At 64.2% G+C, this 6,723-nt stretch carries 5 protein-coding genes and 2 pseudogenes; 6 read left to right on the top strand and 1 reads right to left on the bottom strand.

Annotated features, from left to right (window positions below):
• Positions 1-39: 39 nt before the first annotated feature.
• The 6 genes and pseudogenes from JCM9942_RS20715 to JCM9942_RS08975 form a co-directional block, all read left to right on the top strand.
• A pseudogene (locus JCM9942_RS20715) lies at positions 40-399 on the top strand (TolC family protein); the annotation flags it as partial.
• Positions 400-409: 10 nt separating this feature from the next.
• On the top strand, positions 410-895 hold the full coding sequence (locus JCM9942_RS20710) for a YgaP family membrane protein (protein ID WP_484600212.1): 486 nt from the start codon (positions 410-412) through the stop codon (positions 893-895).
• A 7-nt stretch (positions 896-902) separates the two neighbouring features.
• On the top strand, positions 903-2,312 hold the full coding sequence (locus JCM9942_RS08990) for an MBL fold metallo-hydrolase RNA specificity domain-containing protein (RefSeq protein ID WP_054659141.1): 1,410 nt from the start codon (positions 903-905) through the stop codon (positions 2,310-2,312).
• Positions 2,312-3,178: an LOG family protein gene (locus JCM9942_RS08985; protein ID WP_054659139.1), complete on the top strand. Its 867-nt coding sequence runs from the start codon at positions 2,312-2,314 to the stop codon at positions 3,176-3,178. The genes JCM9942_RS08990 and JCM9942_RS08985 overlap by 1 nt, the downstream gene beginning before the upstream one ends.
• Entirely contained in the window at positions 3,175-4,374 is a 1,200-nt protein-coding gene (locus JCM9942_RS08980; protein WP_016448833.1) for a lipid A deacylase LpxR family protein, read from the top strand. Before JCM9942_RS08985 ends, JCM9942_RS08980 begins: the two co-directional genes overlap by 4 nt.
• 60 nt (positions 4,375-4,434) lie before the next feature.
• The gene (locus JCM9942_RS08975) at positions 4,435-4,896 is read left to right on the top strand and encodes a cytochrome c (RefSeq protein ID WP_227468492.1); all 462 of its coding nucleotides are present in this window, start codon (positions 4,435-4,437) and stop codon (positions 4,894-4,896) included.
• 37 nt (positions 4,897-4,933) lie between these two features.
• Here the strand turns inward: JCM9942_RS08975 and JCM9942_RS20705 are convergent.
• Positions 4,934-6,015, bottom strand: a pseudogene (locus JCM9942_RS20705) (DUF3363 domain-containing protein).
• Positions 6,016-6,723: the final 708 nt, after the last annotated feature.

Here is a 6,723-nt window from a genome sequence, read left to right as displayed (position 1 = left end):
AGCACGCTGCGGGCGCTGCCGGTGGGCGAGCGCGCAGAGATGCTGCGCCGGCGCCCGGACGTGCTGGCTGCGGAACGTCGCCTGGCAGCGAGTTCCGCCGACATCGGCGTGGCCACGGCCGAGTTGTTCCCCAAACTCTCCATCGGTGTCGGCGGCGGGTTCCAAGCGCTCAGTACGGGCGATTGGTTCGATGCATCCAGCTCGCGTTTTTCCATCCTGCCGCTGATTTCCTGGCGCCTGTTCGACGGTGGCCGTGTGCGAGCCGAAATTCGGGCACGCGAGGCGGCCGAGCGACAGGCCGCGCTGGCCTATGAGCAGGCCGTGCTGACGGCGCTGGGCGACGCCGAGCGCGCCCTGGGCGACTACCACGGCGGACTGGACACGCTTGAGCGCCGTGGCATGTCACTGGATGCCGCACGCACCAGGCTACGGCCACGCCAAAGCTCGCTACGCCGCGGGCGACATCGCCCTGGTCGAGCTGCTGGCCGCCCAGCGCAGCCTGCACGAGGCCGAAACCGCAGCCGCGGGCCCATGCCAACGCGGCCGTGCAATTGGTGGCGCTCTACAAGGCCCTTGGCGGTGGCTGGGACACATCCACCGCGCCATCAACCGCAATCCATCCGCCGCGGGGCGCTGCCGCCCCCGTCGCGTTTTCAAGCCGCTGACGAAACACAAGGAGACCATCATGCAAATCAACGTTGGAAGTGTCGACCGCATTGTCCGCATCGTCCTCGGGCTGATTCTGCTCAGCCTGCCGTTGTGGCTGGACTCACCCTGGCGCTGGCTGGGGCTCATCGGAATCATGCCCCTCGTCACCGGCCTGGCCGGTCGCTGTCCGGGCTACCGTCTGCTTGGCCTGGGCACTTGCCCGATACAAAAGAAAAATCCGGAGTGAAGGTCCCATGAAACTGCATTTTCTGGGCGCTGCGCGCGAAGTTACCGGGTCGTGTTTCTTGGTGGAAGCGCTCAACGTACGCTTCCTGGTGGATTGCGGCATGGTTCAGGGCGGACGCACGGCGGCGGCACGTAACCATGAGCCATTCCCGTTCGACCCGGCATCGATTGATTTCGTGCTCCTGACCCATGCCCACATCGACCACAGCGGGCTATTGCCAAAACTCACGCGCGCAGGATTCACGGGGCCTATTTACGCCACGCCAGCCACGGTTGATCTGCTCGGGGTGATGCTGCCCGATAGCGCTCACATCCAGGAAAGCGATGCGAAGCGGGATGCCAAGCGGTTCAAAGAGAAGACCGCGCTGTCACCCCTGTATACCCTGCAGGATGCCAGCGACTGCTTGCAGCAGGTGCGAGGCATCGAATACGACCGGGAGTTCGCGCCCCGCGTGGGGGTGCGCACCCGTTTCCGCGATGCCGGGCACATTCTTGGGTCGGCCATCATCGAAGTCTGGGTGACCGAGTATGGCTATCCGACAAAGCTCGTTTTCAGTGGTGACCTCGGCCAGCCGGGGCGCCCGATCCTTCGCGACCCGACACCCATCGAGGACGCCGACATCCTCATCATCGAGTCCACCTACGGCAACCGCCAACACAAGGATTTCTCGGCAACCGAAGAGGAGATGATCAGCATCGTCGAGAAAACCCTCTTCGAGAGCGGCGGCAACGTCATCGTGCCGGCCTTCGCGGTTGGCCGAACCCAGGAAGTCCTTTACCACCTGCATCGACTCACCTGCGAGGGGCGGTTGCGACAACCGATGGTATTCGTCGATTCGCCGATGGCCACCGAGGCCACACGCATCACGCGTGAACATCTCGAATTGTTCGACGAACAGGCGAAGCGGTTGGCAGGATGGCACGCGCGCGGCGAGAACCTCCCATACCTGAGTTTCACAGCGAGCGCTGAAGAGTCCATGGCGCTGAACCGGATCCGCTCCGGGGCCATCATCATCTCTGCCAGTGGCATGTGCGATGCGGGACGTATCCGGCACCACCTGCGCCACAACTTGCCACGCCGGGAATGCAGTATCTTGTTTCCCGGCTTCCAGGCGCAGGGGACGCTTGGCCGGCGCCTGATCGAGGGGGCCGAACGTGTACGCATCTTCGGTGAGGACATCCCGGTACGTGCGGCGATCCACAGCATGGGCGGCCTCTCGGCGCATGCCGACCAGAAGGCGTTGCTGAATTGGGCTCGGGGTTTTGTTCACCCACCGGCGCAAACCTTCGTGGTGCATGGGGAACTGTCTGCCGCGCAGGCCTTCGCCGAACTCCTGCAACAGCAACTCGGCTGGCAGGTCACGGTGCCCGAGCATGGTCATGCGCTGCGCTGGCCGGACTTTCTGGCGCACGAGTGATGAAGCCCGCCGAAGATCTCGCTGAACGCCTGCGCGCCATCCGCGAGTCGCCAACGTACCGTCTTGCGTACGAAGACATCGAACTGCTTGGCCAGGACGAACTGCGGCCGCTGCGACTGCAGCTCGAACTACTCAAACCTGAGCGCATCCTGCACGAGAAAGGCATCCGCTCGACGGTAGTGGTCTTCGGCAGCGCACGCGTGAGCGATACCGAGACGGCAGAAGCCCGCCTTGGCGCGCTGGAGCGTCAGGCGCTCGTCACTGCGGAGAATGCCGGGCTGCGGCAAGAGCTCGCGCGAGCCCACCGCCGGGTCGAACAGGCACGTCATTACGAGCAAGCGAGGCGTTTCTCGGGTCTGATTTCGGCGCGTTTTCAGCAGCAGAACCGACGTGATTTCGTCGTCGTCACCGGGGGTGGTCCCGGCATCATGGAGGCCGCCAACCGCGGTGCTTTCGAGGTTGGCGCACGCTCGATTGGCCTCAACATCACGCTGCCGCACGAACAGGCACCCAACCCCTACATGTGCCCGGACCTGGCGTTCAGGTTCCACTATTTCGCGCTGCGCAAGATGCACTTCTTGTTGCACGCCAAGGGCTTGGTGGCATTCCCCGGTGGCTATGGAACGCTCGATGAGCTGTTCGAGGTGCTCACCTTGATCCAGACCGGAAAGATGCAGCGTATTCCGGTGGTGCTGGTCGGCCGTGCATTCTGGCGTCGCGTAGTTGATTTCGATCTTCTGCTCGACGAAGGCTATGTCTCTCCATCCGATCTCGACTTGTTCACCTGCGTAGACGAAGCGGAGGAAATCGTCAGTGCCCTCGAACGCTTTTACGTCAACAGGGCGGCAGGCGATGGGGCAACATGATTGGCATCGACGGGTATCTCTGGAGCCTGCGCGGCACCAAGGTGCGGCAGCCGATGCAGTGCGCCGCCTTGTTGATTACGGGTGCATTGTTCAGCCCGATTGCTGCTTTCGGTTCCGAAGTCTCGCTCTCTGCAAATCCTCCCTCCTGCTCACCAGAGCAATCCCTGCGCTGGCGGGGCGGCACTCTGCGTCTGGAGAACGATTTGTTCACCGGCTCCGATCGCAACTACACCAACGGTGTCGCGCTAACAGCAGTCTCACGCGATCTGCAAGGCGGGCTCCGTCCGGAATGCCTGCCCCAGCCGATTGGCTTGTACGCCCGCTTCATCGGCTGGGCTGATCCAGGCTTCTGGCACGACGCCGGCGCCCACTCGTCGTCGCAAAACCTCGTTGTGCGCTTTGGCCAAGTCATGTACACGCCCGAGAACAAGACGCGCACCGATGTGATTCCAGATGATCGACCGTACGCTGGTTTGCTCTACCTGGGTTTGGCGTGGAATCGCCGCATCCATCCACAAGCCGCAAGCTACGAAATCCTTGACGTGCGTGAGCTGACCCTGGGCGTGATCGGCCCCTGGTCGCTGGCCGAGCAATCCCAGGATCTGGTGCATCGGGCACGCGGCATTGAGCGCTTTCGCGGCTGGGACAACCAGTTGCGCAACGAGCCGGCATTTCAGATGGCCATGGAACGCAAGTTCAAGCCGTACACGGAGGGCGCGGTCCGCCCTGGATGGGGCAGCGACGTGATCGGCGGCTATGCCCTGCGGGTTGGAAACATCGAAACCGCCGCCAGTACCGGCGTGGAGTTTCGCGCGGGCTGGAACATACCGAACGACTTCGGCAGCTATCCGATCCGCCCTGGCGCGGAGAACCGCCCGCCCTCTGGTGTTGCCGATCTGCGCACGACAACGCCGCAATCGGTCCTGGCGCCCAAACCTGGGGCACATGTCTTCCTGAACCTGGAGGGTAAAGCCGTCGCCTGGGACTTCTCACTCGACGGAAACATGTTCCGGAATAGCCACCATGTCAGCCGGCGGCCTTGGGTCGCGCAAGCAGCTCTCGGCATCAGCAGCCAATGGATCGTTGCTGGACGTGGCGTGCGGCTTGCCGTGATGCGCGTTTGGAGAACCCGCGAGTTCGACCAGCAGGCGGGCTATCACGCATTCGGATCGATCGCGCTGAGTTTGGAATTTTGAGGGCACCTGCAACCATTCGTTAGACCCAAAGCATTCGTCAAAACATCAATGGAGAAATTCGTGAACCAGCCCTTGAAACCCAGATCGTTCTTCACATTTTCGCTGTCCGTGCTCTTGGCAACCTTCGCCGCGGCACTCGGTGCGCAGTCCGTAGAGGCGGCAAAGCCAATGGCGCTTCGTACCATAATGGAAAGACTCGGGCGCGACATGCAAGCCGTCACGGGCGCGATCTCCAAAGAAGACTGGCCACTGGTCACCGAGCTAGCACCACGAATCGCCAAGCATGCCGAGCCGTCCATGTCGGAAAAGATGCGCATCCTTGCCTGGCTTGGGGCAGACGCTGGAAAGTTTCGGGGTCTTGATGGACAGGTCCATGACGCCGCGACCGCCATGGGCGAGGCTGCCCAGCGGAATGACGGCCAAGCAGTCATCGCGGCTTTCTCCAAAACCCAGCAAAGCTGCCTAGCCTGCCACCAGAGTTACCGTCGCTCGTTCGTGGAAAAGTTCTATGGAAGCCGCTAGCAAGAGATGGCTACACCTGTTGACGGAAGACTAGCTTCTATCCAATAGATATACCTCGACGAATTCCGAGTTCCCAGGAAGCCGATCCTTTATGAATGGTCGCAGCGAGTTGTTGTCCCAACCGCTGCTCGATCACCGGCTTCCACGGCACCAGGCTGAATCCCATGCCGTCATCAAGCATCGCGTAGCGCCCGCTAGCGAGCATGACGGAACGCCTGTAGATGCCAGCCACGCGTTGGCCGTCGGACACGGGCCGGTGCTCCAAGCCGGTTTCGGCCGCAATGTCCTTGGCGGCCTGCGCCAATTCCCGATTGCGCAGCGTGCCCAACAGATTCCGGGCTAGGATTACGCGCTGCCCGCGCCGCTCGGCCAGCCCCTGTTCGGCCAGGAAGTCGGCGCGCTGCTGCATCGCCTGTTTGGCCTCGCCGCCAAAGCCCAGGTCGCCCAAGCCCGAGCCGCCGCCGATCAACTGCTGGTCAAGCCAGGTGGCCCCGATCACGCGGGCCTGCCGCTCTATGGCAGGTGCGATTTCAGTTCAACGGCCACGCCGCCCAGGCGCTGCGCGTCGTAGCGGCGGCCCTGCTCGGCCAGGTCGTCCGGCACCTTCCATAGCCCTTCGGCCACGCGCTCCACGATGCCGGCCCGGCGCAGGGCTTCGAGCCGGCGGACGTGGACCGCGACGACTTCCTGCGGATCGCGGCCCGGTACGGCCTGACCCTGCGCGATGGCGAGGTGATGATCGGTGCGGTACAGGCCACCGCTCGCCAGTGCGGCGATGTTCTTGTCGGCGGCGCGCAGGTCGGCCGATCCCTTCACCTCCACCACGGCACCGGCTGGGTAGTTCGCCAGCTCGTCGCGGGCGTTGAGCGCGACGTAGTGGGCCTTGCCATCCACCCCGTCGATGACCAGATAGCCCCGGTCTCGCAGCTCGTCGGCCAGCCCCTTCGCGGCCACGCGGCCGAGGATGGTTCGGCCGTCGTCTCCCGGCTCGAACACCGCCAGCTCGCGCGGCTCGCCGCGCATGGCCCGCTGCATGGTGCGGATGATGTCGCCACGCTCGCCCAGGACGCGCAGGGTCTTTTCGGCGTCGGCATGGACGGCCCAGGTGCCGGGCTGCATTTCGTCGGCCAGGCCCAGGCGCTGCAAGCGTTGCAGCCGGCCGATCAGCAGCAGGCGCTGGCATTGCAGCCGCGGTTCGTTGAAGCGTTCGATCTGCACTCGGCCGCCCTCGCCTGCCTCGCGTTGCAGGGTGCGATCCAGGCTCGTCCACCGCTCTTGCTCCACCTCGCGCTGCAAGGTCTGCTGGATCTCCAGCTCGGTGCGCGGCCCCAGCCATTCGGTGGCCAGCTCGGCGGCGCGATGGCGGAAGCCATCGGCGATGTAATCGCCCGCGATGATGAGGTCTTTGCCGGTGTCGTCGCGCCCGCGCACGACGATGTGCGTGTGCGGGTTGTCGGTGTTCCAGTGGTTGACCGCCACCCAATCGAGGCCCGTGCCCAGGTCGGCCTCCATGCGGCCCATGAGGTGCCGCGTGTAGGTGCGCAGGTCTTCCAGCTCCGCGCCATCCTCGGGCGAGAGGATGAAGCGGAAATGGTGCCGGTCGTCGGCGCAGCGTTCCTTGAAGGCGTCGAGGTCGGCGGCATCGGTTTGCGGCCCGTAGGCTTGGCCCGGCTCGCCATCGCGGCCCACACCGTCGCGTTCGATGTAGCGCAGGTGCTTGGCGAGCGACTGCGGGCTGGCCTGGCGCTGGTTGACCAGCAGCGTTTTGATGGTCACGCGCCGCGACATGGGCATCAGCTTCGCCCCCGCGAAGCGCGCCGCCGTGTG

This window comes from Stenotrophomonas pictorum JCM 9942 (genome assembly GCF_001310775.1).
In the GTDB taxonomy this organism is placed as follows: domain Bacteria; phylum Pseudomonadota; class Gammaproteobacteria; order Xanthomonadales; family Xanthomonadaceae; genus Stenotrophomonas; species Stenotrophomonas pictorum.
The sequence above is the reverse complement of the archived record's forward strand: the minus strand, read 5'-3'. Positions and strand labels throughout refer to the sequence as shown.